General features: G+C 67.4%; 20 protein-coding genes. 12 read left to right on the plus strand and 8 right to left on the minus strand.

What is annotated here, in order from left to right:
* The first annotated feature begins 49 nt into the window (after nt 1–49).
* The gene (locus RW112_RS16250) at nt 50–646 is read left to right on the plus strand and encodes a GtrA family protein (protein WP_317782761.1); all 597 of its coding nucleotides are present in this window, start codon (nt 50–52) and stop codon (nt 644–646) included.
* Between the two features lie 15 nt (nt 647–661).
* Here RW112_RS16250 and RW112_RS16255 read toward each other — a convergent pair whose 3' ends face one another.
* Nucleotides 662–1,366 carry a TIGR03089 family protein gene (locus tag RW112_RS16255; protein WP_317782762.1) on the minus strand — a complete coding sequence of 235 codons (705 nt, stop codon included), beginning with the start codon at nt 1,364–1,366 and terminating at the stop codon, nt 662–664.
* 418 nt (nt 1,367–1,784) lie between these two features.
* Here RW112_RS16255 and RW112_RS16260 point away from each other — a divergent pair, with 418 nt between their 5' ends.
* From RW112_RS16260 to RW112_RS16270, 3 genes are read left to right on the plus strand one after another with little or no spacing between them, the layout of a single operon-like run.
* Nucleotides 1,785–2,330, plus strand: coding sequence for a WhiB family transcriptional regulator (locus RW112_RS16260; RefSeq protein WP_317782763.1), 546 nt, complete (start codon nt 1,785–1,787; stop codon nt 2,328–2,330).
* A gap of 29 nt (nt 2,331–2,359) precedes the next feature.
* Nucleotides 2,360–5,704 (plus strand): glycosyltransferase, encoded by a 3,345-nt coding sequence (locus tag RW112_RS16265; protein ID WP_411709923.1) that lies wholly within the window; start codon nt 2,360–2,362, stop codon nt 5,702–5,704.
* The gene (locus RW112_RS16270) at nt 5,697–7,433 is read left to right on the plus strand and encodes a DUF5719 family protein (protein ID WP_317782764.1); all 1,737 of its coding nucleotides are present in this window, start codon (nt 5,697–5,699) and stop codon (nt 7,431–7,433) included. The genes RW112_RS16265 and RW112_RS16270 overlap by 8 nt, the downstream gene beginning before the upstream one ends.
* Before the next feature lie 7 nt (nt 7,434–7,440).
* Here the strand turns inward: RW112_RS16270 and RW112_RS16275 are convergent, their stop codons facing one another.
* Complete coding sequence (locus tag RW112_RS16275; RefSeq protein WP_317782765.1) at nt 7,441–7,968, minus strand: metallopeptidase family protein; 528 nt, start codon at nt 7,966–7,968, stop codon at nt 7,441–7,443.
* A 154-nt stretch (nt 7,969–8,122) separates the two neighbouring features.
* On the opposite strand from RW112_RS16275, the gene RW112_RS16280 reads away from it, so the two are divergent.
* The 4 genes from RW112_RS16280 to RW112_RS16295 all read left to right on the plus strand — a co-directional run bounded on the left by RW112_RS16280 (nt 8,123) and on the right by RW112_RS16295 (nt 11,778).
* Complete coding sequence (locus RW112_RS16280; protein ID WP_317782766.1) at nt 8,123–8,512, plus strand: DUF3499 domain-containing protein; 390 nt, start codon at nt 8,123–8,125, stop codon at nt 8,510–8,512.
* A 91-nt stretch (nt 8,513–8,603) separates the two neighbouring features.
* Complete coding sequence (locus RW112_RS16285) at nt 8,604–8,855, plus strand: Trm112 family protein (RefSeq protein WP_305940193.1); 252 nt, start codon at nt 8,604–8,606, stop codon at nt 8,853–8,855.
* A gap of 112 nt (nt 8,856–8,967) precedes the next feature.
* The gene (gene ahcY, locus RW112_RS16290) at nt 8,968–10,446 is read left to right on the plus strand and encodes an adenosylhomocysteinase (protein ID WP_317782767.1); all 1,479 of its coding nucleotides are present in this window, start codon (nt 8,968–8,970) and stop codon (nt 10,444–10,446) included.
* A gap of 99 nt (nt 10,447–10,545) precedes the next feature.
* Entirely contained in the window at nt 10,546–11,778 is a 1,233-nt protein-coding gene (locus RW112_RS16295) for an Ig-like domain-containing protein (RefSeq protein ID WP_317782768.1), read from the plus strand.
* A gap of 10 nt (nt 11,779–11,788) precedes the next feature.
* Here the strand turns inward: RW112_RS16295 and RW112_RS16300 are convergent, their stop codons facing one another.
* Nucleotides 11,789–12,598, minus strand: coding sequence for an RDD family protein (locus RW112_RS16300; RefSeq protein ID WP_317782769.1), 810 nt, complete (start codon nt 12,596–12,598; stop codon nt 11,789–11,791).
* Nucleotides 12,599–12,669: 71 nt separating this feature from the next.
* Between RW112_RS16300 and RW112_RS16305 the strand changes: the two genes are divergently transcribed.
* Nucleotides 12,670–13,662, plus strand: a complete 993-nt coding sequence (locus tag RW112_RS16305) for a stage II sporulation protein M (protein WP_317782770.1) — start codon at nt 12,670–12,672, stop codon at nt 13,660–13,662.
* A 121-nt stretch (nt 13,663–13,783) separates the two neighbouring features.
* Nucleotides 13,784–15,040, plus strand: a complete 1,257-nt coding sequence (locus RW112_RS16310; protein ID WP_317782771.1) for a TIGR01906 family membrane protein — start codon at nt 13,784–13,786, stop codon at nt 15,038–15,040.
* On the opposite strand, the gene RW112_RS16315 is transcribed toward RW112_RS16310, so the two are convergent.
* Both RW112_RS16315 and RW112_RS16320 read right to left on the minus strand, forming a co-directional pair.
* Nucleotides 15,037–16,866: an AMP-dependent synthetase/ligase gene (locus tag RW112_RS16315; protein ID WP_317782772.1), complete on the minus strand. Its 1,830-nt coding sequence runs from the start codon at nt 16,864–16,866 to the stop codon at nt 15,037–15,039. The two genes, RW112_RS16310 and RW112_RS16315, sit on opposite strands and share 4 nt — an antisense overlap.
* Nucleotides 16,867–16,957: 91 nt before the next feature.
* The gene (locus tag RW112_RS16320) at nt 16,958–18,664 is read right to left on the minus strand and encodes a dolichyl-phosphate-mannose--protein mannosyltransferase (RefSeq protein WP_317782773.1); all 1,707 of its coding nucleotides are present in this window, start codon (nt 18,662–18,664) and stop codon (nt 16,958–16,960) included.
* Between the two features lie 189 nt (nt 18,665–18,853).
* Between RW112_RS16320 and rsmI the strand changes: the two genes are divergently transcribed.
* Together rsmI and RW112_RS16330 are read left to right on the plus strand one after the other, a co-directional pair.
* Nucleotides 18,854–19,696, plus strand: a complete 843-nt coding sequence (gene rsmI, locus RW112_RS16325; RefSeq protein WP_317782945.1) for a 16S rRNA (cytidine(1402)-2'-O)-methyltransferase — start codon at nt 18,854–18,856, stop codon at nt 19,694–19,696.
* Nucleotides 19,697–19,851: 155 nt separating this feature from the next.
* Nucleotides 19,852–21,351, plus strand: coding sequence for an NAD-dependent succinate-semialdehyde dehydrogenase (locus tag RW112_RS16330; RefSeq protein WP_317782774.1), 1,500 nt, complete (start codon nt 19,852–19,854; stop codon nt 21,349–21,351).
* On the opposite strand, the gene RW112_RS16335 is transcribed toward RW112_RS16330, so the two are convergent.
* Genes RW112_RS16335 through RW112_RS16345 form a run of 3 tightly spaced genes read right to left on the minus strand, consistent with a single transcriptional unit; the run spans nt 21,348 to nt 26,388 of the window.
* Nucleotides 21,348–23,858 carry a transglutaminaseTgpA domain-containing protein gene (locus RW112_RS16335; protein ID WP_317782775.1) on the minus strand — a complete coding sequence of 837 codons (2,511 nt, stop codon included), beginning with the start codon at nt 23,856–23,858 and terminating at the stop codon, nt 21,348–21,350. The genes RW112_RS16330 and RW112_RS16335 overlap by 4 nt on opposite strands.
* On the minus strand, nt 23,855–25,255 hold the full coding sequence (locus tag RW112_RS16340; protein ID WP_317782776.1) for a DUF58 domain-containing protein: 1,401 nt from the start codon (nt 25,253–25,255) through the stop codon (nt 23,855–23,857). Before RW112_RS16340 ends, RW112_RS16335 begins: the two co-directional genes overlap by 4 nt.
* Nucleotides 25,256–25,269: 14 nt before the next feature.
* Complete coding sequence (locus tag RW112_RS16345) at nt 25,270–26,388, minus strand: MoxR family ATPase (RefSeq protein ID WP_317782777.1); 1,119 nt, start codon at nt 26,386–26,388, stop codon at nt 25,270–25,272.
* Between the last annotated feature and the right edge of the window lie 45 nt (nt 26,389–26,433).

The raw sequence follows: 26,433 nt of genomic DNA on the forward strand, positions 1-26,433 counted from the left end.
ATGGGTACTTGGCCCTGTGGCCTGAAATCTCAGACGGCCATGGAGGGTCATGTTTTACACACTTGCAGAACGTTTGCGCGGACTCGCCTCGCTTTTCTGGCGCGAGGTGGCCAAGTTCGGCGCCGTCGGCGGTGTCGCCTTCGTTATAGATAACGGCCTGACCTATTACCTGATGCACGGCCCCATGACGGACAGCGAAGCGAAAGCACGGTTCGTCGGCGCCACTGTCGCCACGATCTTCTCCTGGATCGCCAACCGGTTCTGGACCTTCCGCCACCGCCGCCAGGACAACGTGATCCGCGAGTTCTTCATGTTCGTCCTGATCAACGGCATTGGCATCGGGATCTCTACGGGATTCACCGCCCTGGCCAAGTACTCATTCGGCATCACGGACAAGAACATGCTGTTCCTGGCGGGCGTGGCCGGCATCCTGGTGGCCACCGTGGTGCGCTTCTTCGCCTACCGGTTCCTGGTCTTCAACAAGGAACTCGACGAAGAGCCGGCATTCTCGCACGACCACGAAATCATCGAGCTGCACCACCACGACAAGCACCCGGTCCCTGTTCCGGGCAGCGACGTTTCCGGCAATGCGCCGGCGGCAAGGCTGCAGGATCCGGACCTCCCCGGGCCGACCCGCAACAGCTAGGCCGCCACCAAGTACTCAGTCTCCCTGCACGCGCTCGTCGCCGAGGAGTTTGTCGGTCACCGTGACGTCAGGGTGGACCAGGACGACTGAACCGTCGTTGCGCCAGGCTCCGAGGGACTGGATCAGGGCTGCCTCAAGCCCGTCGCCGGCCCGGACCAGCAGCCGTACACCGGCGTCGTGGGAGGCGGCGAAGCCGTCGAGCAGGTCTGAATGCGGGTGCGGGGTGCCGGCTGACGACACAATCGCCCGCAGGGACGCATCCGGATCCTCATGGGCCATGAAAACGTCGCCATGCGACCGCACTTCGGCGGCAAAATCAACGACGCCGGGCGGCAGCTCACCGGGCCAGCGCATGGCGAGTGCCGGAAGCGGCACTGCGATGACGGCGTCGAACCCGGTGCCTTCGGAGCCAGCCTCCGGCGACAGCGTGGCGAGGAGTTCGGCGTCCCCGGAGTCAAGGACCACTTCCATTCCGAGCTGCCAGGCGGCCAGTGCCAGGATCATGGATTTCCAATGCGCCGGCAGGTCCAGCCGCAGCCGCATCCCGGGTTCAGCGTCGAGTTCGTCCTGCAGCAAGTTACTTGTCTTTGCCACCCAGTTGTCCAGCACGCGGCCGGACAGTTCCACCCTCTCAGCGTCCGGCCCGTACCAGGTCAGTCGCGGTGAGGTGGAATGGCCGGACCGCAGTGCAGTCAACAGGTCGATCGCCGGGATGCTCATGCCAACATCTTGCCATGGTGCCCGCCGGGCCGGGAGGGGTGTCGCGGCGGCCGGGACGCAAGCGAAGTGCCGCACCCGCATCCTCCGGCCATGTGATCTTCGCCACTAGCGCGTTTGGTCACTTTGATGGCGTAAATGGCGCCCGTGGTGCGAGCGGCGCGGGATTCCCGGGAAATTCCCAGAAACTAGTCAGTATGCTGTCAAATTTCGCGGGATGGCGCGGGGCGGGGCGAAAAACCCCGGGCGTGGCGTGGCGGCGGTTTGTGCTCGCGGTTGATTATTATCCCGGCTGCCGCTTGACTCCCAACGACTTACACACGTGTAATTAGTTATCGAACGCCATTGCGCAAATACGGGCCACACAACCGAGTGTCCAGGTATTAAGTCAGGGGCAGCAATTTCAGAAGGGACGCCATAAATGGGGCAAGTTGAGCGTATCCAGGAAGATGCCGTCGTCGCCGGTCAGGCGTCGGCAAAATACCGTTCGCGGGGGGTGCCAAGTGATTGGTATGTAGATCCGGCCGATCCGGATGCTGCCGAACGGTATAACCGAAGCACTAAAGATTCACTGCAGGACCAGGCCACGGCCTTCCTGGCAGCACATGAAGCACTCCTGGCGGGCAACCCGGACCAGGACAACGATCTCGACGATCCTCCGATGGAGCTGCAGACCCTCCACTCGGAAACCACCGCCCAGCCGGTGTGGATCGGTCTCCCCTTCGAGCAGAACTTCGACGACGAAGGTGAACTCGGATGGCAGACGGACGCCTTGTGCGCGCAGACTGATCCCGAGGCATTCTTTCCCGAAAAGGGCGGCTCCACCCGCGACGCCAAAAAAGTCTGCGGCGCCTGCAACGTCCGCTCCCAGTGCCTGGAATACGCGCTGTCGAACGACGAACGCTTCGGCATTTGGGGAGGCCTCTCCGAGCGCGAGCGCCGTCGGCTGAGGAAGCGAGCGGTCTAATTCTTCAGGAAGTACATGTCACCGCCGTTGTGGTCGCCCACGACGGCGGTGACTATCTCCCCAGCACCCTGGCGGCTTTGTCTCAGCAGACCCGTCCGGTGGACGCATTCATTGGCGTTGACACCGGCTCACGCGACGATTCCCTTGTTCTGCTGAGCCAGGCTTTCGGTGAGGCCAACGTCACCACCTTCCAACAGGGGAGGAGCGGGATGGGGGATGCGGTCAAGGCCGGCCTGGCCGCGGTTGCCCCCCGGAATGCCGACCCGCGGAATCCTGACGCGCAGGGGGCAGGCACCGAATGGATCTGGCTGCTGCACGACGATGCCGCTCCTGCGCCGGAAGCCCTTGCCGAACTGCTTTATGCCGTGGAGCGGGCGCCTTCGGTGACGGTGGCAGGCTGCAAGCAACTGGACTGGGACGCCAGGCGCCGGCTGATCGACGTCGGACTGTCCACCAGCCGCTGGGCCGAACGACTGACGCTCATCGAAGCGGACGAACTCGACCAGGGGCAGTACGACGGCCGCAGTGATACTTTCGCGGTTAACTCCGCCGGCATGCTGGTGCGGCGTGACGTCTGGGAGGAATTGGGCGGCTTTGACCATGCCCTGCCCGGCACCGGGGACGATGTCGACTTCTGCTGGCGCAACCGCCTGGCCGGACACCGCGTTGTCGTGGTGCCCACCGCACGGATGTTCCACGTCTCGCACCGTCCGCATGCGCTGGGAAGTGCCGGCGCGGCCCGCAAAGCCCAGGTTTACCTGCGCCTGAAGCACTCCGTGGCGTGGAAACTGCCGCTGCACGCTGCCGGGGCATTGCTGGGGAGCCTCTTCAAGCTCGTGCTGAGCATTGCCGTCAAGGACCCTGGCTACGGATTCTCCCAGCTGGTGGCGACGTTCGTGGCGCTGGGCCGCCCCGGGGCAGTGATCTGCGGACGCCGCGACGCTGCACGGACGCGGCGGATCCGCCGTTCCGTCATCAAAGGACTCCAGACCCCGCGGCGCGAGGTCTGGGCACACCGGCGTTCCCTGATCGAGGCCCTGGGCTCCGATGATTCCGATCCTGACCCGGCAAGGACGGATCCGCTGGCCGAACAGCCCACCGGTGACTCCACGGACGACTTCGCTGCGCTTAGTACGTCGGAACGCGGCTGGGTGGGCAACGGTGCCCTGCTTGCCGTGATCCTGACTGCCGCCGCCTCGCTGATAGGACTATCCGGCTTTTTCCGCGCCGAGGCCGTCACGGGCGGTGCCCTGATCCCGGTGTCGTCGAAAGTGGCGGACATCTGGCATCACGCCACGAGCTGGTGGATCGGCCTCGGAGCGGGGCTGCCCGGTCACGGCGACCCCTTCGCCTTCCTGCTGTGGGTGCTTGGCCTGGTCGGCGGAGGGGACGCAAACGGCGCCCTCGCCTGGCTGCTGCTCCTGGCCATGCCGCTCGCAGCCTTGTTTGCCTGGTTCGCGGCCGGCGGCCTGACCACGCGGCGGCGGTTCCGCCTGGTGGCAGCACTTGTGTGGGGCGGGGCGCCCGCCCTGCAGGTTGCGCTGAACCAAGGACGACTGGGCGCGCTCGTCGCGCACGTCATGGTGCCGTTGCTGGTCCTTGCGCTGCTGCGCGCCACCGGTACCGCCCGCGGCCAGGGCCGCTTCGCTGTTCCCGAACCCGGAGACCCGCGCTTCCTGGACAACCCGCCCGCGAAGCCGGGCGTCAACGGCACGCCTTCCTGGACGGCAGCAGCGGCTGCCGGCCTGGCCCTCGCTGTTGTGGCAGCAGGGGCACCGTCGTTGCTGCTTCCGTCCGCCGTCGTGGTTGTCCTGGCCGGGGTCCTGCTGGGCAGGCGCGGCCGCACTGTGTGGTGGGCCTTGCTGCCGAGTGCCGCGCTCTTCGTTCCGTTCGGGATCTCCGTGCTCGAACGCCCGCGCGCCCTGCTGGCCGATCCCGGCGTTCCACTTGGATTTGAAGGCGCACCGTTGTGGCAGCAGATCCTGGGGCAGCCGCTCTATTTCGATGCCGACGGCGGTGTGGCCGGCCTTCCGGTCTTCGACGGATCCGCCGTCCCGTGGGCGCTGCTCCTGGCCCTCCTGATCGGGTTCCCGGTCCTGGCCCTCGCAACGGCGGGGCTTTTCGTACCGGGCAAGCGCACCCGCGTGGCACGCGCCCTGTGGGTAGCGGCCCTGATCATCCTTGCGGGCGGCTGGCTCGCGGGACACGTTGCCACCGGTGCCGGTGCAGACGCCCTCGTCACGCCCTTCACAGGACCGGCGGTGTCAGCGGCCGGATTCCTGCTGCTGGGGGCCGCCCTGATCGGGGCCGACGGCCTGCTCTGCTTCGCCGAGAAGACGGCAGCTGTCCCGGCGGCCCGCCGGATCGCCCTGCAGTCCCTGTCCGTCCTGGCAATCGTGCTGCTCCTGGCCGGACCCGTGGCCGGCATGACCGCCTGGGCCGCCGGGAACCTCCTGCAGTCGGCATCCGGGGCGGCACCCGCAGCGGAGGCGGCATTCCCCCTGGGAACCCCGCGGCAGATCGTGCCCACAGCCTCCCGCACCCTGCCGGCAACGGCCATCGACCGTGGCCAGGGTCCTGAGCAGTCCCGGACACTCGTCATCGACACGGTGGAGGACGGCAGTTTTGACGCGTCCATCGTGCGGGGCGCCGGAACCACCCTGGACGGCCTGTCCACCATTGCGGCCGCCCGGAACATCATGGGGGACCCCGGCGAGGAGACCGTCAGGGACGACGACGCCGCCACGGCAGCCCTTCGCAGTGTCGTCGCCACAGTGGTGGCGGGCCAAGGCGTTGACCCGCGACCGGAGCTGGAACGCCTGGGGGCGGGATTCGTTGTCCTGCGGGCCTCGGATACCGCTGCGCAGCTGACGGCAAGCCGGATGGATGCCGTGCCCGGGCTGGTGGCAGTGGGGCAAACCAACGTCGGCTGGCTCTGGCGGATCAGCCCGCTCAACCAGCCGGTCATCGATGCCGCCGACGTTGCCCACCGCGTGCGCATCGTGGACGGCACCGGCGCAGCGATCGGCCTGCTGCCCTCGCACCTGGAAACGGTTGATGCCGCTGTGCCGGAGGGGCCGGAAGGCCGCCTTGTGGTTCTGGCTGAGCGGGCCGACCCGGGCTGGTCCGCGTGGATGGACGGCAGGCGGCTGACGTCCACGACGTCCGGCTGGTCCCAGGCCTTCACCCTCCCGGCCCAGGGGGGCCAGCTCACCATCCGCTACGAAAACCCGTGGGCACTGTGGACCGCCATCGGGCAGGCGACGATCATTGGCCTGACCGTCCTGCTGGCCATCCCCATGCCCGCCCGCCGGCCGAACACCGGCCTGTCCCGCGACGAAGGCTCCCTGCGTAAGGAACATCAGCATGCATAAGGACGGGAACGACGACGGCGCGCCGCAGGCCGGCCAGGACGACGCCACCGCCGCGGAGCACGGGTCCGATCCCGCGGCGGCCGGGTCCGCGCCCGGGGCGCACGGGTCCGGGCGCCTGAAGGGACTTGCCGCACGCGGATGGACTGCAGGCGGGGGCTCCGGCCGTGGAACGGTTGCCGGGATCGCTTCCGCGGTGGTGATCGTGGCCACCGCGGGGAGCATGATCGCGGCAGCATCGATGGGCCCCCGGGATACCGGCGGCCGCCCGCTTGAAGCACCGCTGACCGCAGTGCCCGCCGGTAGCAGCGTAGGGATCTGCCCCGGCCCCGCACGCCTGCTGGAGGGGACCCCGGTAGGTACAGACCCGCAGTTCAGCCCGGAATCGGCCACCGCCAAAACCCTGGTCAACGCGGCCGTTCTGAGCACCAATGCAGGTATGCTGCCCGGAAGCCGTCTCGCCGAAATAAACGGCAATCCCCTCGCCGAAATCGCCAAGGATCCCGGCAGTTCCGCCCCCACCGCTGCCGCCGCCCCGCCCGCGTTGCTGGCAGGCGTCGTGTCCGAGCGGGCGGTTGATGCCGTCAGCGTCCTGAGCGCGGACGCCGTAGGAAACCAGCAGGCAACGGCCGGAGCGGTCACCAGCTATACCGCCACCGATGGTGACCTCCAGGGCGCAGCCGCAGCCGGCTGCCAGGAGCCGTCCAACGACCTGTGGCTGGTGGGAGCGAACACGTCGCTGGGGCGGACTGCCGTCCTGCACCTCAGTAACGCCTCCAGCACCCCGGCCACCGTCAGCCTTGACCTGTATGGCGCGAAGGGCCAGATCCAGGCGCCCGGCAGCAGGGGACTCCTGGTTGCACCCGGGACCACCCGTTCCATCGTGCTGGCAGGCATAGCTCCTGACCAGGCAAGCCTCAGCATCCGCGCACGCAGCGCCGGAGGGCCGGTCACCGCGATCGTCCAGCAGAGCGTTCTCCGGGGCCTCACCCCCGGCGGCGTGGACTTCATTGTGCCCGGGGCGGCCCCGGCCACTCGGCAGGTCATGTCCGGAGTGGACATCCAGGATCCGGCTTCGGCCAAGGCACTCACCGCCAAACCGGGATACGCTGACGCGGCCGCAGCGCTCCAGATCGCCGTGCCCGGACCCGCGGACGCAGTGGTGGAAATCAAGCTCTATGGACGCGACGGCCAAAAGGCCCTCCCGGGCGGCGGCGTGGTGACGGCCAAGGGCGGGTCTGTGACCGAGCTTTCGCTGGCCGGTGTACCAGCCGGGCAGTACACCGTGGCCGCCAGCTCCGACGTGTCGTTCACCGCTGCCGCGCGGGTCACCCGCGGGCTCACATCCAACAGCGCCACGGACTTCGCCTGGTCGCCGTCGTCAGCCAGGCTCGGCAGCCAGCACGTGGTCACGGTGCCGCGCGCCGGTGATCGGTACCTGGTCCTGGGCGTCCCTGAAGGGCGGGCCAAGATCACGTATACGCCCATCACTGCCGACGGCAAGGTCCGCGCTGCCGCCACTGCCGACATCGCCGGTGGCACCACGGCCCTCATCAAGGTTCCTAGCGAAGCGGACGACGCCGCCGTGTTGGGCTACATTGTTTCCGCGTCCGGCGATGCCGCCTACGGCACAGTGCTGCTGGAGGAGGACGGGCGTGCGGACATCGCGGCCGTGGCGGTGGCGCCGGGCGCAGCTGGCCAGGAGCAGGTTGCGGTGAAGCTGGGCTACTAGCGCCAGGCTAATAGCGGCGCCGGTAGACGGGGTCCAGCGTTTCCGGTGCGACCCCCAGCATTTCGGCGGTGCGCTCCACCACGACGTCGTGGACCAGGTCCTGGAGTTCCTCCCGGCTGGAACAGGCGTTCTCGATGACCCGCCGGTAGAGCGTGATCACCGGGCCTTCGTCCGCCGTGGCAGGTTCGTACAGTCCCATGGGCGCGGGGGACCGGTCCGCGACCAGCTGCTCCAGGCCCTGCGGGATCTCGTCAACAGCGAACCTGACTCCGTCCAGGGGCTTTCCCCAAATGTCGTGCAGGCGCTGGGCGGAGTCCATGACCATCTCGTCGAAGCGGTCTGATCGGGTGCGGTATCCGGGCAGGGTGGGCAGCATCAGTTCGCCGCGCAGGCCCCTGCCGTGGCGGTTCCGGCGGCGCTCCCGGAAACCCTTCCCGCGGACCGCTCCCGAGGTCGTGGCGTTGTCCGCCGTCTGGCCGGCTCCCGGGTCAGCCAACCGGACCGTAAATCCCGGAACGTGGTGCGATTGCTGCATACATTGACTCTAAACCCGCCACCTGATTTACGCGACATAACCCGAAACGCCACACTGGCCCGCTCTGCATTGCAGGACGCCATGCGCGACACCGGAGGACGCTGGGGACCGGAATGCACGGCACCGCTGCAAACGGGGAGTAGTCTGTGATGTCGTGGGTGCTATTCGTCAATGTTCAAGGTCAGCCTGCCGCAACTCTGCGGTGGCAACTCTGACGTACGTGTATGCGGATTCCACAGCCGTCCTTGGTCCGTTGGCAACGTATGCCGAGCCGCATTGTTACGATTTGTGCGAACAGCATGCGGGGTCCCTCACGGTGCCCAGGGGCTGGGAAGTGCTGCGCCTGGCCATGCCGGCGACGCCCCCGCAGCCGGGACCCGATGACCTTTTGGCCCTCGCCAACGCTGTCCGGGAAGCTGCATTGCGGCCGTCCGCTGCGGACCCCGTGCCGGGCCAGCGTTCCGCGCACGCCGCGCTCGAGGCCCCGCCGGCTGCCGAGGGCACCCGGAGGGGACACCTGCGCATCCTCCGCGAACCGTCCTGAGCCGCGGTTGCGGCGGGAAGCTTGTACGCTGGAAGCTGCAAATCCATCGGCCACCGGCGCCTGCTGCGGCGCCCATCAGGGAGCATCCACCATGCCAAAGATCAGTCCTGACCTCCTGTCTGTCCTGCGTTGCCCCGTGACCGGCTCACCGCTGGTGCAGGAAGGCGATGAACTCGTCTCGACCGCCGCCGGCGAGGCCGGGGAAAAGCTGCGCTACGCCATCGAGGACGGCATTCCGCTGCTGCTGCCGCCGGAACTTGTCTCCGCTGCGAACGCCGCGTCGTCGGACCAGCACGACGGCGGCCCGTCGGCGCCGAATAGCTTCCAGTCCGGCGCTGAATAACTCCCCGCCCGGCCCATCGCACGTCCACTTGGCGCCGAACTTCCCATAGTTCGCCGAACGGACACACCATTCCTCCGTTCCAGTATTTTCCGGATCCAACACAAGGACTCACATGACTTTCGATTACAAGGTTGCCGACATCTCCCTGGCTGAGGCCGGCCGCCACCAGATCCGCCTCGCAGAGCACGAGATGCCGGGACTGATGTCCCTGCGCGAAGAGTTCGGCGCCAGCCAGCCGCTCAAGGGTGCCCGGATTGCCGGTTCCCTCCACATGACGGTCCAGACCGCCGTACTGATCGAGACGCTCACTGCCCTGGGTGCCGAGGTCCGCTGGGCTTCCTGCAACATTTTCTCCACCCAGGACGAAGCGGCTGCCGCCGTCGTGGTAGGCAACGGCACGGTTGAGGACCCGCAGGGCGTCCCCGTTTTTGCCTGGAAGGGCGAGACCCTCGAGGAATACTGGTGGACTGCCGAGCAGATCCTCACCTGGCCCGGCGCGGACAGCAACCCGGACCTTGGCCCGAACATGATTCTCGACGACGGCGGCGACGCCACCATGCTGGTGCACAAGGGCGTGGAGTTCGAGGCACTCGGGTCCGTCCCGGCCGCGGCAGAGGACGAGTCCGATGAAGGGCGGGTCTTCCTCGATGTGCTGCGTGCCTCACTCGCAGCAGACGCGCAGAAATGGACCCGCATCGGCTCCCGCCTGCTCGGTGTCACGGAAGAGACCACCACCGGCGTGCACCGCCTCTACCAGCTGGCGGAGCAGGGCAAGCTGCTCTTCCCGGCCATCAACGTCAACGACTCGGTGACCAAGAGCAAGTTCGACAACAAGTACGGCATCCGCCACTCGCTGCCTGACGGCATCAACCGCGCCACGGACGTCCTGATGGGCGGCAAAATCGCCGTCGTCTGCGGCTATGGCGACGTCGGCAAGGGCGCCGCAGAGGCGTTCCGCGGCCAGGGTTCCCGGGTGATCGTCACCGAAATCGACCCGATCTGTGCACTGCAGGCAGCCATGGACGGCTACCAGGTGGCGAAGCTGGAGAGCGTCCTGGGTGAAGGCCACATCTTCATCACCACCACCGGCAACAAGGACGTCATCATGGCCGAGCACATGGCCGGCATGCGTGACAAAGCCATCGTCGGAAACATCGGCCACTTCGACAACGAAATCGACATGGCCGGCCTGGCCCGGATTCCCGGCATCAAGAAGGTCGAAATCAAGCCGCAGGTGCACGAGTGGGTATTCGACGAGGGAACCGACAGCGAGCGTTCCATCATCGTCCTCTCCGAAGGCCGACTGCTGAACCTGGGCAACGCCACCGGCCACCCCTCCTTCGTGATGAGCAACTCGTTCGCGAACCAGACCATCGCGCAGATCGAACTCTTCACCAAGCGGGACCAGCCTGAGGGCGAGCGGGAATACGGGAACCAGGTCTACGTGCTGCCGAAGATCCTCGATGAGAAGGTTGCCCGGCTCCACCTGGACGCCTTGGGTGTGGAGCTGACGGAGCTGTCCAAGGAGCAGGCCGAATACCTGGACCTGGACGTTGCGGGTCCGTACAAGCCGGACCACTACCGCTACTAAGGACCCGTGGCCCGCCCGGGCGGGCCACGGCGCCCGCCCGGCGTGCGGTAAAATCGTTGGGGGCTGATCAAGGGCCTGTCGGGGGACATGGAGAAGGTCATGACTGAAGTCCACAAGCGGAAAACCATGAAAATACTGGGCGTTGCGGCCATTTGCGCCGCCGTCGCTGCCGGCGGCATCGGTGTTGCCACGGCACCCAGCTGGGCCGAGCCCGCTTTCCAGTCGGAGTCGTCCGCGCCGGTCCGCAACGAACCGGGACTGGCTTCTCCGGTGGTCAAAGCCGTCGAACTCGGGGTGACTCCCACGGACGGCGCCGCGGGCGTCAACCCCGCCGTCGCGCCGTCCGTCAAAGCCATCAACGGAACAGTGAAGGACGTTGTCCTGGCAACGGCCGACGGCGGCGAGCCGGTCAAGGGCACGCTGAGCGCCGACGGTTCCACCTGGACTGCCCTGGACCCGTTGGAGTTCAACGCGGAGTACGAGTACGCCTTCACGATCGTGGACCAGGCGGGCCGCGAAACGAAGAAGAACCAGACGTTCACCACAGTGGCCACGGCCAACGAGGCCGACGCCGCCGTCTACCCGCAGAACGGTTCCACCGTGGGGTCGGGCCAGCCGATTGAAATCGTCTTCTCCGAACCCGTCCTGAACAAGGAAGCCATGGAGAAGGCCGTCACGGTTACCTCGTCGTCGGGCCAGGCCGTCGCCTGGCGCTGGTATTCGGACCAGCGCGTGCGCATAAGGCCCGAGACGTTCTGGGCCTCCGGAAGCGAGGTCACTGTCGACCTCAAGCTGTTCGGCGTGGATTTCGGGAACAAGATGGTCGGCAACATGGACACCAAGGTCAGTTTCAAGGTGGGTCCGCAGCGCGTCGCCGTGGTGGACGACGTCACCAAGACCATGAACGTCTACTTCGACGGCCAGCTGGTCAAGACAGCTCCCGTGACCCTGGGCGACGCCGAATGGCTTTCGCCTACCGGATACGCCGTGATCATGGAACAGGAACGCCACTCCAAGTTCAATGCGGGAAGCATCGGCCTGAAGCCGGGTGACAAAGGCTACTACCCGCCGCTGACTGTCGAATACGCCAACAGGCTCACCTCGTCCGGCGTCTACGTCCACCAGGCCCTTGAGTCAGCGTGGAGCTCGGTGGGCAAGGTCAACGTTTCGCACGGCTGCGTCGGGTTGCTGCCGGCGGACGCAGCCTGGTTCTTCAACAACATGAAGACCGGCGACGTCGTGCAGACCCTCAACACCGGCGCTCCGCCGGTGGAACCGCTGGAGGGCTACGGCGACTGGAACATCTCCTGGGCGCAGTACGCCAAGCGGTAGGACCCGCCGCCTACCGCTTGTCCCGGACGTAGGGTAGCCGGTTCAGCCGTTCCCCCACGCCGGTGCTCCGTGCCCGTGCCCGCGTCAACCGGCCCAGTTCCCGTTCGCGGCGTTCCACCAGCACTGCTGCGAGGTACTCTTCCGGGCCGGTGCCGCCCGGCGGCGGCGGTGCGACGAACGCCGAGACCTCCGTGGCCAGCGACACCGCCATGGAGGCGCGCGACGCCGGCGACATCCGGCCCGCCTGGCGGATGAACTGCGCCGAACGGCGGGCTACGGCGTCCGGTATCCTGCCGATGTCAGCCAGCGCGGCCCAGGATCTCAGGTGCGGCGGCACGAACGGGACAAACGGCGGTTCTGCCGGCACCCGGCGCCGCAGGGAATAGGTTCCCGCCACGACGTCGCCGAGCCGCTTGGACTTGTCGTTGAAGAGCGCGACGGCGATGGCCAGGCCACCGAAGGTCAGGTAAATCTCCAGGAAACCGATCAGGCCGCGGATCAGGGCGTGACGGAAACGGATGGCGCCGCCGTCGTCCCGGACGATCCGCAGTCCGGCCGCCAGCTTGCCCAGCGAGAGGCCGCGGGTGAGGGTTTCCACCGCCACCGGGAGGATCACGAAGCAGAAAACCACGCTGACCAGTACCAGGGCGCGCGCTGCGGCCCCGTCCAGATCATTGAAGGCGGAGGAAATCACCGCCATCATCACCAGGAGGAGCACCACGTTCGCTGCCACGTCCAGGATCAGGCCCAGCGCCCGTGCGGCGAATGACGCCGGGCGGAGCTCCAGTACAACTGCTTCGCCAGTGATGATCGAGCTCAAGCCGGGTCCCCGTTCCGTACACGCCGCCTATGGACGCTCACAGTCTAATCGGGGCGCGCTAGGGTGGTGCCGTGGACATCGATGCGTTCTCCGCGGTCAACGGGGACAAGTGGGCGCGGCTCTACGCGCTGGCGTACAAGCGGCGGCTGAACGGAAGCGAAGCCGATGAACTGCTGCGGCTCTACCAGGCGACGTCGGCGCATCTTTCCCTGCTCCGTTCCGTTGCCCCCGAAAGCGGGCTCTCCGCATCCCTGTCCGCGACGCTGGCCCAGGCCCGTACCCGCTTCACCGGGGCACGGTCCAACTTCATGGACGACCTCGCCCGGTTCTTCATCATCGCGCTGCCGGCTGCCTTATACCGGATCCGCTGGCTGACCGTCTGGTGCGGGCTGGCGTTCTGCCTGGTGGCCGGCGCGTACGCTCTGTGGATCTCGACATCCCCTGATGCGCTCCGGGCCCTGGGCTCGGACGCGACCATCAAGCAGTACGTCGAAGAGGATTTCATCGACTACTACTCGGAAAATCCCGCCGCGTCGTTCGCCGGTGCCGTCTGGACCAACAACGCGTGGATCTCCGCACAGGCGGTTGCCCTGGGAATCACCGGGTTCTGGGTTCCCATGATCCTCTTTGGCAACGCCCAGGCCCTGGGCGTGGCGGCGGGTGTCTTTGCTGCTGTCGGCAAATCCGATGTCTTCTTCAGTTTCATCCTGCCCCACGGTTTGATGGAGCTCACCGCAGTGTTCGTCGCCTGCGCGGCGGGCCTGAAAATCTTCTGGGCGCTGGTGTCACCCGGACCCCGGACCCGGGCGCAGGCGGTGGCGGCGGAAGGCCGCTCGCTGATCACCGTGGCCCTGGGGCTCGTCCTGGTGCTGTTCGTGTCCGGCCTCGTGGAAGGCTTCGTCACGCCAAGCAGTCTTCCGGTGTGGGCCAAGATCAGCATCGGCGCGGCGGTTCTGGCTGCCTTCTGGGTTTACGTACTGGTGTGGGGCAGGCGTGCGTACAGTTCCGGGGCCAGCGGCGATCTGCAAAGCGCCGACGCGGGATACACGGCTTCGGCCGCCTGAAGACATTCCGGAACGGGGTGGCACCTGCCGCCACGGAGTGCCTGACGGTAGGCTCGTCTGGAGATATGTAGCGTTGCCGGATGTGCCCGGCAACGCGGACGCCTACGGAAGTGAAACTGCAGTGACTGAGAAGACGCCCAACCCGTCGAACCGGCAGGATCCCCACCTGGATCCCGCCGACGACACCGACGAACCCGCGTTTGACTGGATGAGGCCCGCCGCTGCCGGAACAGCTACTGCGGGAACAGACACAGCCGCGACGGCAGAGCCGGCACGGGGGTCAGTTCCGGACGGCAAGACGTTCTCTGACGTAACCCCCGGGGCGCGCAAGGACCAGCCGGCAGCGTCCGCCGGCACCGCGCCAGGGCCCCGGACAGGCGTCCCTGCGCCCCAGGCCGGGAGCCGGGCCGACCGCAAGGCCGCGGAGGCCGCCGTCGAACCTGCCGCCGAACCGCAGGGGAGGGGGACGCATTTCCGGGAACCCCTGCCCACCTCCGCCCTCCAGGTGCGTCCGCCGCAGGACGAAGTGGAGCGCCGGAACGCCGAACGGGAGCTGGCGAACAATACCAAGCCCGTCCTGCCCCGCGTGATGCAGGTCCTTCTTGCCGTCTTTTACCCCCTGATCCTCCTGGTCCTCGCCGTCCGGGCCGTCACCAGTCCGTTGTTCCTCTGGGTGGAATACAACCGTCCGGGCTTTCCCGGCGACGGCTACGGCTTTAGCACGGATGACCGCATGACGTACGGCTCCTACGCGGTGGACTACCTCAGCAACTGGTCCGGCCCCCGGTATCTGGGCGAACTGGTGAACCGCAGCGGGGATGCCTTGTTCCAGGAGGGCGAAGTCAGCCATATGGCCGACGTCAAACTGGTCATACTGTCCGCTTTCGCCGGCGGCGCGCTGCTGATCCTGCTGAGCATTGTCGCCATCATCTACCTGCGCCGCCGCAGCCCCGGCGGAGTGCGCCGCGGCCTGTTCGCCGGTGCGATCGTCACCCTGGCGATCATTCTGGGGCTGGGTACGCTGGCCGCCCTGAGCTGGCAGCAGTTCTTCACCGAGTTCCACCGGATCTTCTTCGCCAGCGGGACCTGGACCTTCGCTCTGGATGACACCCTCATCCGGCTCTTCCCGGGACAGTTCTGGGTTGACGCCGGAATCGTCATCGGGGTCCTGGTGCTGGTTGCGTCCGTTGTGACCCTGATCCTCACATGGCCCACCAGGAAGCGCCGCGGGGCTGCCGGGAGCGCAGCCGCCAAAGGCGAGGTCAACAACGTTGACAAGAGCGGGGATAAGTCCGCTGACACGCACGATGACAAGACCGCAACCAGGAACGCGGAGGCCCGGGACCGCCGCGCCGGGACCGCGGAAGTACCTGCTTAGCGGTACAGGCCGTTGATGTGTGTCTCGTAGTCACGGACGACGGCGGCCCGCTTGAGTTTCAGTGACGGCGTCAAGTGACCTGACTCGACGGTGAAATCGGCATCCAGCAGGACGAAGCTGCGGATCGATTCGGCTTTCGAAACCAGCAGGTTGGCCTGGTCGACCGCGCCCTGGACGGCCTCCCGGACCCGGGCATCGGATGTTGCTTCTGCAACGCCCATCACCGGAATCCGCTGGGCCGAGCACCAGTTCTCCAGGCCCTCCGGATCGAGGTTGACCAGCGCGGAGATGAAGGGCCGGCCGTCGCCCACCACCACTGCCTGGGCCACGAGCTGATGCTCCCGGATCTTTTCCTCGAGCGGGCCGGGGGCCACGTTCTTGCCGCCGGCGGTGACGAGGAGGTCCTTCTTCCGGCCGGTGATGGTCAGGAAGCCGTCTTCGTCCAGGGACCCGAGGTCTCCGGTGCGGAAGAATCCGTCCACGAACGCTTCGGCGTTGGCGACCTCGTTGGCGTGGTAGCCCTTAAAGACACCGATGCCCCGGACCAGGATCTCGCCGTCGTCAGCCACCCGGATGGTGGTACCGGGCACGGGAATTCCCACAGTTCCCACTCTGGTCCGCGACGGCGTGTTGGCCGTGCACGGTGCAGTGGTCTCCGTGAGGCCGTAGCCTTCCAGGACAGGGGTACCGGCGCCGCGGAAGAAGTGCGCGTCGTTGGAGCTCAGCGGGCTGGCGCCGGAGACCGTGTACTTGACTTGTCCGCCGAAGGCCTGCCGGAGTTTGGGATAGAGCAGCCGGTCGAAGACGGCGTGCTTGGCCCGGAGCACGATGCCGGGTCCGTTGCCTTGTCCGCGGGCCTCAGCGTCAAGCGCCCTGGAGTAATTGACGGCCACAACGGAAGCGGCAGCGAACAGCCGTTCCTTTCCGGCCAGGGCGGCCTTGTGGCCGGCACCCGCATAGACCTTCTCGAAGATCCTGGGCACCACCAGCAGGAAGGTGGGCTTGAACGTCGCCAGGTCCTCCAGCAGCTGGGCGGCGCTGGACGTGTGGCCCAGGGTTGCCCCGGCGCTGAGGCACACCACCTGGACGGCTCGGGCCAGCACGTGGGCCAGGGGCAGGAACATCAGGGTCCGGGCGTTCTCCTGCCGCAGGATCTCGGGAAGGAACCCCACGATGTTGGTGGCAACGAGGGCAAAGTTGCCGTGGGTTATCTCGCAGCCCTTGGGCTTGCCCGTGGTCCCGGAGGTGTACACCAGCGATGCGACGTCGGCAAGGCCCGCCGCGCTGCGGTGCCGCTCCAGCTCCGCGTCGGTGACTCCGGCGCCGGCGGCGGCGAGGCTTGCCAGGTTGGGTGCCCCGCCGTCGTCGTCCATCCGCACAACGGTGACCACGGCATCGCCGAGCAGTTCGGAGTGGGCCAGGACGCCTGCCACAAGCTCAGCCTTCGCATGGTCCTCCACGAACACCCTGCGGGCGCCGGAGTCATGCAGGATCCATTCGACCTGGCTTGCCGAAGAGGTTTCATAGACCGGGACGGTCACGCCGCCGGCGAACCAGATGGCGAAGTCCACCAGCGTCCACTCGTACCGGGTACCGGACATCACAGCCACGGTGTCGCCCGGAGCCAGGCCCCCGGCGATCAGCCCTTTGGCCAGTGCCACGACCTTGTCCATGAACTGCTGGACGGAGACATCAACCCACCCGTTGGGTCCCTTGCGCGCATAGATGGCATGGGACGGGTCCTTGGCGTGCTGCGCGAGCAGCAGGTCGGTCACGTTGCTGTCCTGATCCAGCTCCACGAGCAGTTCAGTGCTTGCTTCTCTCACAGCCAGTCTCCGTTCCAGATCCGTGATTTGCTTTCCCGGCGCCCGTCCATCGCGCGCGTTCCATGGCCCGAGGCTCCCTTGCCATCCTGCCCTAGATCCAGGACGGCATCCACATCCGGAACCGCCAGTCCTGGTAGGGAATGATCTCCGCCGTCCAGATGGGATAGAAGAATGCCGAGAGCAGCACCGCTCCGGCCACAAACAGTGCCACGAGGTAGAGCCCGGATCGCCGGCGCCACACCGGATCCTGCCGCCGCCCGAGTACCAGGCCTAGACAATACGTCAGGGCGAGTACCAGGAACGGTTCAAAGGAGACGGCGTAAAAAGTGAACATGGTGCGTTCCGGATACAGGAACCAGGGGAGGTAGCCGGCGCCGACCCCGGCCAGGATGGCTCCGGCCCGCCAGTCGCGGCGCCCGGCCCACCAGAACAGCAGGATCACCAGCGAAACCGCGGCACTCCACCAGATCAGGGGATTGCCCACCGAGAGGATGGCCGACGTGCAGTTGGCAACGTCGCAGCCCGGGCTTCCCTGCTTGGGGGACTCGTAGAAGAACGACGTGGGCCGGCCCATCACCAGCCAGCTCCAGGCACTTGCCTCGTAGGGGTGGTCGGAGCTGAGTCCCTGATGGAACTTGTACGCTTCCAGGTGGTAGTGGGCCAGGGACCTCAGGGGCGCCGGGAGCCAGCCCCACTGGTCCGACGGGTTGGTGTCGGCCCAATGGCGGAAGTACGCGTCCTTCGACTGGAACCAGCCGGACCATGTGGCCACGTACACGAGGCCGGCCACCGGAACGATGCTCAGGAAAGCGGGAATTCCGTCCTTGATGATGCCGCCGCTGATCCACCCCCGGATGCCGGCGATCCGGCGCGCACTCAGGTCCCAGAACACGGTCAGGAGTCCGAAGCCGGCCATGAAAAACAGCGCCGACCACTTGGTGCCGACGGCGAGGCCCAGGCAGACGCCCGCGGCGATGCGCCACCAGCGTATGCCAAGCCAGGGCCCGGAAACCAGCTGGACCACGGATGGCCTGCCCTCCCGAGCGGCCGCGGCCAGCCGCCCCAACCTGGCGGCCAGCCGTCGTCGGCCGTCGTCGCGGTCCATCAGGAGGGCACCGAAAGCGGCGAGCAGCCAGAACATCAGGAAGATGTCCAGCAGGGAGGTCCTGGACATCACCAGGTGGTGGCCGTCCACTGCCAGCAGGAGTCCTGCCACGGCCCCCAGTGTCAGCGAGTGGAAGAGCTTCTGCGCGATCAGGGCGATCAGGAGGATGGACAGCGTCCCGGTGGCGGCGGCGCCGAACCGCCAGCCGAGCGGGTTGTCCGGGCCGAAAAGCCACATTCCTGCTGCGATCATCCACTTGCCGACCGGCGGGTGCACAACATACTCGGGGGAGGAGAGGATAACGCCGGGGTTCCCGGCAACGAAGGATTCGTTGGCCTTGTCCGGCCAGTTGCGTTCGTACCCGCTGACCAGCAGCGAATACCCGTCCTTGACGTAGTAGGTTTCGTCGAACACCAGACTCCGCGGAGTGTCGAGGCGGACGAAACGAAGGATGCCGCCGATAGCGGCGGTGATGGCCGGTATGAGCCAGAACCACAGCCGCAGCGACGGCGGATAGTCGCGCCAGGAGCGTATTCCGCCCAGCAGCCGTTCCTGGAGGGCGCTTTCCGTAAACGCTTCCTGCGGCCGGCGGATCCACCGGTGCCCCTCAAGGTTGCGTCCCGGGGTCCCCGACGCCGGCTGGTCCGGGTGGGACGGGTTGGCCTCGACAGGAGGTACGGAGGTCTGCGTCACGTGCCCATGCTACCTTTTGGCGCTGGAAGAGCCTGCCAGCAGTAGGCTGGTCGTGTGGACCAACAACTCAGCACTTCCCGCGCGGCCGGCTCCGATGATGACGGCTCTCCTTCAGAGGGAGGCCCGGCTTCGGCAACTGGTGCCACGGACGAGGCGTGGGCTCCGGCTACGGAGCCGGGGGCCGGCCCCGTGGACGGAAGGCCGGGCAGGATCGTGCTCGCAGCAACGCCCATCGGCAATGTCGGCGACGCCTCCCCGCGGCTTGTCGAACTCCTCACAACGGCTGACATCGTTGCCGCCGAAGACACCCGGCGCCTGCACCGGCTGGTGCAGAACCTCGGCATAACCGTGGCCGGAAGGATCATCAGCTACCACGAACACAACGAGGCTGCGAAGACCGCCGAACTCCTGGATCAGGTGCGGGCCGGCAAGACCCTCGTGATGGTGACCGACGCCGGAATGCCGTCCGTCTCGGATCCGGGCTTCCGGCTTGTGGAGGGTGCGGTGGCGGCCGGCCTGACGGTCACCGCCGTGCCGGGGCCGTCCGCGGTCCTGACGGCACTCGCGCTGTCCGGACTCCCCACGGACCGATTTTGTTTTGAGGGATTCCTTCCCCGCAAGGCAGGCGAACGTGCCTCCCGGCTGTCCGAACTCGACGCCGAACGCCGGACCATGGTCTTCTTCGAGGCGCCCCACCGGCTGGAACCGATGCTCCGGGCGCTCCGCGAGCGGTTCGGCGGCGACCGCCCGGCGGCAGTCTGCCGTGAGCTGACCAAGACATATGAAGAAGTCATCCGCGGCACGCTGGGGGACCTGCTCCAATGGGCGGAAAGCAACGAGGTGCGCGGCGAGATTGCCGTGGTGGTTGGCGGTGCCCCGGAGCGTGAACCGGGCAAGCCGGAGGACCATGTGGCCGCCGTCAACGGCCTGATTGCCCAGGGCATCAGGCTGAAGGAAGCCGTGGCAGCCGTTGCGGACGACGCCAAAGTCAGTAAGCGGGAACTCTATTCCGCGGTCCTGGCGGCCCGCTAAAAACCGGGCTCCGGGCTTGTGCAGCTGCACAGCAAAGTCCGGAGGGCGTAGTGCGCGCATGCATAGACGCTCCCAAGCGCCCGGCAGTACCGTGGCTGTAAAGCAGCCAAGTGCTGAACCCATCCCCAACCCGAATTGCTGACGAGGGAGTCATCGTGACTGCAACTGCACAGCCCACTGTTACTGCGGAGCGCGAGAGCGAGCTGCTGGCCTCTGTTCCCACCGGACTGCTGATCAACGGCGAATGGCGCCCGGCGGCGTCCGGAAAGACGTTCGACGTCGAGGACCCCGCCACGGGCAAGGTCCTGCTCAGCATCGCTGACGCCGGCGCAGAGGACGGCAAGGCTGCCCTCGACGCCGCCGCTGCCGCCCAGGACTCCTGGGCCAAGGTCCCTTCGCGTGAGCGCGGGGAGATCCTGCGCCGCGCCTTCGAGATGGTCACCGCCCGGGCCGAGGACTTCGCACTGCTGATGACCCTGGAAATGGGCAAGCCGCTGGCCGAGGCACGCGGCGAGGTGACCTACGGTGCCGAGTTCCTGCGCTGGTTCTCCGAGGAGGCCGTCCGCGCGTTCGGCCGCTACTCGGTCTCCCCGGACGGGAAGTCCCGGCTGCTCGTGACGAAGAAGCCCGTGGGCCCGTGCCTGCTGATCACCCCGTGGAACTTCCCGCTGGCGATGGCCACCCGCAAGATTGCCCCGGCCGTCGCTGCCGGCTGCACCATGGTGCTCAAGTCGGCCAACCTGACTCCGCTGACCTCCCAGCTGTTCGCGGCCGTGATGCAGGAAGCCGGACTGCCCGCCGGTGTGCTGAACGTCATCCCGACCTCAACGGCCGGCGCCACCACGGGCCCGCTGATCAAGGACTCCCGGCTCCGGAAGCTGTCCTTCACCGGTTCCACCGAAGTGGGCCGCCGCCTGCTCTCCGACGCCTCCGAGACGGTGCTGCGGACCTCGATGGAACTCGGCGGCAACGCCCCGTTCGTGGTCTTCGAGGACGCCGACATCGATGCGGCCGTGGCCGGGGCCATGCTGGCGAAGCTGCGGAACATGGGTGAGGCCTGCACGGCCGCGAACCGGTTCATCGTGCACGAATCCGTCGCGGACGAGTTCGCGGAGAAGTTCGCCGCGAAAATGGGAGAGATGACCACCGCCCGCGGCACCGAGCCGGAGTCCAAAGTGGGTCCGCTGATCGATGCGAAGAGCCGGGACAAGGTCCATGAGCTGGTCACCGACGCCGTGAACTCCGGCGCAACCGCGGTGGCCGGCGGCGGCCCTGTGGCCGGGCCGGGCTATTTCTACCAGCCCACCATCCTCAAGGGCGTCACCGAGGGCACCCGCATCCTGTCCGAAGAGATTTTCGGACCCGTTGCACCGATCATCACCTTCGGCAGCGAGGATGAGGCGGTCCGCCTGGCCAACAACACCGAGTACGGCCTTGTGGCCTACGTCTTCACGCGCGACCTGAACCGCGGCATCCGGATGGGCGAACGCCTCGAGACCGGCATGCTGGGCCTGAACGCCGGTGTCGTGTCCAACGCTGCCGCCCCGTTCGGCGGCGTCAAGCAGTCCGGGCTGGGCCGCGAGGGCGGCCTTGAGGGCATTGAGGAATACCTCTACACCCAGTACATCGGCATCGCCGATCCGTACGCAGGCTAGCCCTGCCGCAGCCTCCGCAGGCCGTCGCGCACCGTCCGCCAGGACCGCGCGGCGGCCTGCGCCGTGATGGCGGCGCCCCGCGCGATGGCGCGGAACGGTGCGGAGGCGCTGCGCCCCCAGCGGTTCAGGACCGACGGCGGCAGCCACTCCGCCCGTAACCGCCGGGCGGGCCGCGCGTGCCTCCGGAGGGATGCCTGGATCGCGGCGATCCTGTCCGCAGCGGACGGCCCCGAGGCGTCGGGACGCACGCCGGACCCGGCGGCCGGCCGGCCATACTGTCGGCGTTCAAAATCCGCGGTGAGTGACGCCACCGCGCGGGCGCCGGCGTCGTCCGGCCGGTCCGGTTCGCCAAGCGCACCCGAACCGCGAAGCCTGCTGGAGAAGTGCCGGGGAGTTTCACTGAGGCCGGGTGACAGGCCGTAGTCGGTGGCGAGGTCCCGCAGTTCGGCCCAGGCTGAGTCCGCCGTAGTGCCGCCGGCGTAAGGTGCACCCCTGAGCCGCCGGGTCCGCAGGTCCGCGCGCAGCAGCCGTGGCGACGCAGCGATCAGGGCGAGGACCAGGATGCCTGCGCCCGCGTACAGCGGAATCGTCAGCGGATGCCCTGCTTCTCCCGCCGAATCCAGTCCGGGCAGCGGAGCTTGTGTGGCGCCCGGCGTCGCCGGCGGCGTGGCAGCGCTGGAGGGGATGAGGTCATCGTTGTTCTCGTTGGTGCTCGCACCGCCCGGAGTGAAAGCCTGCGACGCGTAGTCCGGCACCACACCACGGGAGGGGGTGGGTTCAAAGGCAACCCAGCCGAGGCCCTGGAAGTAGAGCTCCGGCCACGCGTGGGCATCCCTGGAATCAACTTCGTATTCGGTCAGCGCGCCCTGACCGGGGACCGAAACCGTGGCACCCGTGGCCCGCCCCGGGGCGTACCCGACGGCAATGCGGCTGGGGATCCCTTCCAGCCGGGCCATGACCGCCATTGCCGACGCGAAATGGATGCAGTAGCCGCTCTTTTGGGTCAGGAAGTCCGCGAGGACGGAGAGCCCGTTGCCGTCGTAGCCGCCCTGGACCGGGGACTGCAGGGAGTACGTGAATTCGACCGAGCGCAGGTAGTTCTGGATGGCCATCGCCTTGGCATACGCGGTCCCGCTTCCCTCCGTCACGGTATCGGCCGTGCTTCGCACAATGTCCGGAACGTTGTTCGGCGGCCGGATGAACTCCTCCGGGATCCCGCGTACGGGCGCCGAGGACCGGGACAGGAGCTCCGGCGTGAGCCGGGGGGAGGTGGACTGCACCAGGTACTGCTGGTTCCGCGAGTTGGTGTCCACGCCCTTGATGCTCAGCGTGGCCGGATCCCAGCTCCAGCGTCCATCCAGGCCGTTGACCGCATCCGGAGCGTACGGCACCGGCAGGTACGGGCTGGTGAAACGGCCGGTGTTGACCGCCGTCACCTGACGGACCTGCTCGTCGGCCAGGATCTCGTTTCCGGTGTCCATCCTCCCGACCCCCACCCGGCGGGAAGCGTCGCGGTCGTCCGGCGACCACGAGTCGCCGTCGAACCGGTCCACCGTGACGGACCGCAGGTACGGGGGCCTGCTGCCGCTGGTGGCATAGGTGATGCGCCCGTCACCGGTGGGACTCCGCAAGCTGTTGCCGAGGCTGATCATGGGGTTCAGCCCCGTGGACGAACCCCACGGATTCAGCCGTGAACCTTGCGGGAAGGTGCCCTGGTCGAAGCCCGGAACGGCAAGGGGGAGGAGCAGCGTGATCACCAGAGCCATGCCGCCGGTGATGGCAGCGCGGTGGAACTGTCCCGGATTGCGGGCGGTGTCGGCAGTGGTGCGGTTATCCGGGGCGAACCACTGGCTGCAGGCGAGGATCATCAGGTAGCCGGCCGCGGCAGCGGCGAATCCCCAGAGGCCCACGCTTTGTGGTTTGACCATGGCCGGCACCACCAGGATGGCCACGAGGCCCAGCCCGCTTGTTGCCGGCAGGGCCAATGGCACAGCGAGGGCATCGACCAGGATGACCACCAGGCCCAGGACCGCGCAGGTGACCAGGACTATGCCGGCGTTGGGCGCAACCGGAGAGCTTTCGGCCAGGACGGTCTCGCTGGCCCGCCGCAGGTACCTGCCGAGCTGCTCCATGGTGTCCCCGGACGGAATGAACCCGGCAATGCTGTACCTGCGGAAGAACGTGAAGGTCAGGATGAAAACGAGGGACGCGAAGCCGCCCAGCGCCACGAGGAACGGTTGCGCGCGCAGCCACCTCAGTGCCGCCATGGCCAGGGCGACAACGCAGACCGTGGTCAGCACCGGAGGGTACCAGGCCCATCCCCTCAGCACGCCGTTCAGGGAGAGGGCCGCGCCGGCGACGGCAACGGCGACCGCGGCAGCCATGACCCACGGCTGCGCCCCGGCCCGACGCGACCGTGCGGCCGGAGTCTGTGACGGTGCAAGGACTTCAGGTCGGCGGCCGGCCTCTTGGCCGGGACCGGAATGCCGCTGCGGGGTCATGGTCATCGGGTGACTCCCGTTCCGCGGCGGACGTCTGCGGCGGCCGTGGCAGCGGCCGCATCGCGCTGGTCGAAAAAGGACCACGCCGCCGGCACTGATGTGCCGGGGGAAACGGCCACGGCCCGCCAGCCTCCCGACCTCAGCGATTCAACGGCATCCTGGCACTCGCCCGGATGGTCGGTGACGATCATCGCGAACGCGTTGGCCCCGAACCCGGCGGCGGCGGCCAGCGAGCGTGCCTCTGCCGCCGGCAGATGCCCCAGGATTGCTATGACGGGGCCGCGCTGGCGGTGTGCTGAGAGTTTGTCCATCAGCCGGTCATCGAAGGGGTGCGGCGCTGATTCGGGAGCCGCATGGTGCGTGGCATGGTGTGCGCCGGAAAGTTGAATCGCCGCCAGGCTCTCGGCAATGGACTGCAGGCCGGCGGACCCGGTGTATTCCTCGGCCTCAGGTTCGGGGGCCGAAGGCGAATGCAGGAACGCAGGCTCTCCCGCCGGATCGAGGACGCGCAGGGCATAGTTCCGTTCCGCCAGGTGGGCGCTGACAGACATGGCGGCCGTTACCGCCCATTCGAAGGTCTCACTGGTGACCAGGTCGTGGCCGTCCTCGCCGGAGGTGGCAGAATATGCGGCGCCCGGTCCGCGCGCAAACGCCGTCCACCGCTGGTCCAGGATGATGGTGGCCTCCGGCGTGGTCACGGATTCTTCCTGCCGCACCATCAGGGCGCCGTGCCTGGCCGTCGCGGCCCAGTGCACCCGCCGCATGGGGTCGCCATGGCGGTACTCGCGCGTCATGACGTCATCGTCGCTGGGATTTGCCCGGATCCGCGTGGCCGTGACGCCGTCATTGCCGCGGGCGCCGGCAAGTCCCGTTGCGGGGAGTTCGACGGCGGCGGGCGTCACCGTGAGAGTGTCGCCGTCGTCGATCGCGTGGCGGTGCAGCGAGAGGCCGAAGGGGTCGGTGAACTCTGCGGTCACCGGTCCGATAACGAACTGCCCCCGTTTGCCGGAACGGAGGTGGTACTCGTAGCGGCTGGTCCCGCCGACGGCCGAGCGGGACGGGAACCTGAACGCGGGCGATTCGCCGAAGCGGGAAGGAAGGCGTTCCTCCATCACCACCTGTCCGGCGGCAACACCGGTCCGGGCCACCGCAAGCCGAACGGTGGTTGTCGATGAAGTTTCCACGCTGGCGGGGTTGAACTCCCGGTACACCTTGAACCGGGGCTTCAGGATACGGATTCCTGCGAGGGAGACCAGCGGCAGGACTATCAGCAGGATGCCCAGCGTGAGCAGGTCCCGGCGGCCCATGACCTGCGCGGCCAGCAGGGAGACCACCCCGGCAGCCAGCATCCCCCAGCCGCGTGTGCTGAAAAGATGTCCGGGGAGCCTGTCCGTGAGGGCCATAGTGGGGCCTTTGGCTAGCGGGCGGGCCGCAGGTCCGGTCCGCCGCGCCTGCCCGGCGTCCGGGAGGGTGCGGCGGACATCTCCTGCGGTACCGGAAGCTTCCCGAGGATACTGCGGATGACGCTGTGCGGAGTCTCACCCGTGCTGGCCGCCTTGCGGTCAAGAATGATCCGGTGGGCAAGCACGGATTCGGCAACGCTGACGACGTCGTCGGGGAGCACGAAGTCCCGGCCCTCCAGCGCGGCGGTTGCCTTCGCCGCCCGCAGCAGCTGCAGCATGGACCGGGGACTGGCGCCGAGCCGGAGCATGGCACTTTCGCGGGTGGCGCGCCCGATGGACACGGTGTATTCCTTGACTGCCTGCGACACGTAGACCCGCTGGACGGTGGCGATCATGGCCGCCACATCCGCGGACGTGACGACGGCGGTGACCCTGGTCAGCGGCGATGTCGCCTGATGCGTCTCCAGCATCTCGATCTCGGAGTCCTGGTCCGGATAACCCATGGAGATCCGTGCCATGAACCGGTCCCGCTGCGCTTCCGGCAGGGGGTAGGTTCCTTCCATCTCAATGGGGTTCTGGGTAGCCACCACCATGAAGGGCTCATCCAGCTTGTAAGAGTCCCCGTCCACGGTGACCTGGTGTTCCTCCATGCACTCCAGCAGCGCGGACTGCGTCTTGGCCGAGGCGCGGTTGATCTCGTCCCCGATGACAATATTGGCGAACACGGCGCCCGGCCTGAATTCGAACAGCCGCGAGGCCTGGTTGTAGATGGAAACGCCGGTGACATCGGAGGGAAGGAGGTCAGGAGTGAACTGGATCCTGCTGACCGAACAGTCGATGGTGCGGGCGAGCGTTTTCGCGAGCAGCGTTTTGCCCACGCCGGGAACGTCCTCGAGGAGCAGGTGGCCCTGGGCCAGGAGCACCGTCAACGCCAGTTTGGCGGCTTCCGCCTTGCCGTCGATCACCGTGTTGATGGCCGACAGGATGCGCTCGCTGGCGGCATGGAAGGCCTGCGCGTCCATGGCCGGCGGCCGGGTTCCGTTCAGCTGGTTTCCCACCACTCCCGCACGTTCGGGGAAGCCCTGCTGTTCCGGGAGGGCTTCATCTACTGTGGTGCGTCTGTGGGAGTCCATCGGCAGCCTTTCAGACCTGGGGGAAGCCTGGCACGGGTTGGCAGG

Source organism: Arthrobacter sp. B10-11 (assembly GCF_033142195.1).
Taxonomy (GTDB): Bacteria; Actinomycetota; Actinomycetes; order Actinomycetales; family Micrococcaceae; genus Arthrobacter; species Arthrobacter oryzae_C.

What these genes read in the sequence shown, in the direction of transcription:
- RW112_RS16250 (WP_317782761.1), top strand. Translation starts at nt 50, where the DNA reads ATGTTTTACACACTTGCAGAACGTTTGCGCGGACTCGCCTCGCTTTTC.
- RW112_RS16270 (WP_317782764.1), top strand. Translation starts at nt 5,697, where the DNA reads ATGCATAAGGACGGGAACGACGACGGCGCGCCGCAGGCCGGCCAGGAC.
- ahcY (WP_317782767.1), top strand. Translation starts at nt 8,968, where the DNA reads ATGACTTTCGATTACAAGGTTGCCGACATCTCCCTGGCTGAGGCCGGC.
- RW112_RS16275 (WP_317782765.1), bottom strand. Translation starts at nt 7,968, where the DNA reads ATGCAGCAATCGCACCACGTTCCGGGATTTACGGTCCGGTTGGCTGAC.
- RW112_RS16335 (WP_317782775.1), bottom strand. Translation starts at nt 23,858, where the DNA reads ATGACCATGACCCCGCAGCGGCATTCCGGTCCCGGCCAAGAGGCCGGC.
- RW112_RS16285 (WP_305940193.1), top strand. Translation starts at nt 8,604, where the DNA reads ATGCCAAAGATCAGTCCTGACCTCCTGTCTGTCCTGCGTTGCCCCGTG.
- RW112_RS16255 (WP_317782762.1), bottom strand. Translation starts at nt 1,366, where the DNA reads ATGAGCATCCCGGCGATCGACCTGTTGACTGCACTGCGGTCCGGCCAT.
- RW112_RS16345 (WP_317782777.1), bottom strand. Translation starts at nt 26,388, where the DNA reads ATGGACTCCCACAGACGCACCACAGTAGATGAAGCCCTCCCGGAACAG.
- RW112_RS16295 (WP_317782768.1), top strand. Translation starts at nt 10,546, where the DNA reads ATGACTGAAGTCCACAAGCGGAAAACCATGAAAATACTGGGCGTTGCG.
- RW112_RS16260 (WP_317782763.1), top strand. Translation starts at nt 1,785, where the DNA reads ATGGGGCAAGTTGAGCGTATCCAGGAAGATGCCGTCGTCGCCGGTCAG.
- RW112_RS16340 (WP_317782776.1), bottom strand. Translation starts at nt 25,255, where the DNA reads ATGGCCCTCACGGACAGGCTCCCCGGACATCTTTTCAGCACACGCGGC.